Here is a 1,124-nt window from a genome sequence, read left to right as displayed (position 1 = left end):
AAATTGTAAAATGAAGTTAGCCACCTTGAGTCAAGCAAAAAACATCTGAATCTCTTATACTAGAAGTTCGACCAAATAGTATAAAAAGGAAATTCAGATGCAAGACTATTCTATCACAAGCCAGAGCAAAGGGAAACACCTGACCAATCAAGACCGTTTAAACATTGAACGTTGGCACAATAAAGAAGGACTGAGCAACCGTGAGATTGCGCGCTTATTGAATAAAGCTCATGGGACGATTGACAGAGAGATGAAGCGAGGGGAAATCCAGCTCAAGCGGAAGGTAAAATACTCTGCTAAAAAGGCTCAAGAAAATTATGAAGGATTGAGGGCTCACAGTGTTCGTCCGAGTAAACTCACGACTGAGATTGATTGTTATGTGAGTACACGTCTTAAAGAAGACAAGGACTCTTTGGAAGTCATTCATCAGGCTCTAAAAGGAGTTTCTCTGAGCAGCCTCTACAATTGGGTCAACTGGGGCTGGTTAGAAGCCAAGCGTCATCATCTTTTCTATCCGCAGTATAAGGCGGCAAAGAAAATCAAACCTCGTGCGCCAAAGCATCCTTTTGGTAAGTCTATTGAAGAACGGCCTGAGTTCATTAACAATCGCTTAGAAGTGGGGCATTACGAGATTGACACGGTCATTCTTACGAGAGCTAAGAACAAGGTGCTTTTGACGCTCACAGAGCGAAAATACCGCACGGAGATCATTCGCTTGATTGATGGGAAAACAGCACAGGCGGTCAATGATGAGCTGGTGGAACTTCAAAAAAGTTATGACTTCAAATCCATTACCCCTGACAATGGCCATGAATTTGCAAGGCTCTCTGAGGTCGTAAGCTGTCCAGTTTACTATGCACACGCCTACGCGAGCTTTGAGCGAGGGACGAATGAAAACCATAACCGAATGATTCGTAGGCATCTGCCAAAAGGCACAACAAAGACGACCCCTGAAGAAGTCGCCGCTATCGAGTATTGGATGAACCATTATCCAAGAAAAATGTTCAACTATAAGAGTTCATATGAGATGAGCTTGGCTGGCTAACTTGGACTTGCAATTTGCGTTAAAGAAAAATCACAAGTTCAAAAAACTGGAGAAGCGGCAGTTGTCAAAGTAGTAGAAA

The 1,124-nt window shown here is 43.0% G+C and carries 1 protein-coding gene; it reads left to right on the top strand.

Translation table 11 applies throughout. The annotated features are described in order from the left end of the window. Positions 1–97: 97 nt before the first annotated feature. Positions 98–1,045: an IS30 family transposase gene (locus ABZ910_RS36320; protein ID WP_003130410.1), complete on the top strand. Its 948-nt coding sequence runs from the start codon at positions 98–100 to the stop codon at positions 1,043–1,045. The last annotated feature ends 79 nt before the right edge of the window (positions 1,046–1,124 follow it).

It is taken from the genome of Streptomyces sp. NPDC046805 (assembly GCF_040645355.1).
Classification (GTDB): domain Bacteria; phylum Actinomycetota; class Actinomycetes; order Streptomycetales; family Streptomycetaceae; genus Streptomyces.
The sequence above is the reverse complement of the archived record's forward strand: the minus strand, read 5'-3'. Positions and strand labels throughout refer to the sequence as shown.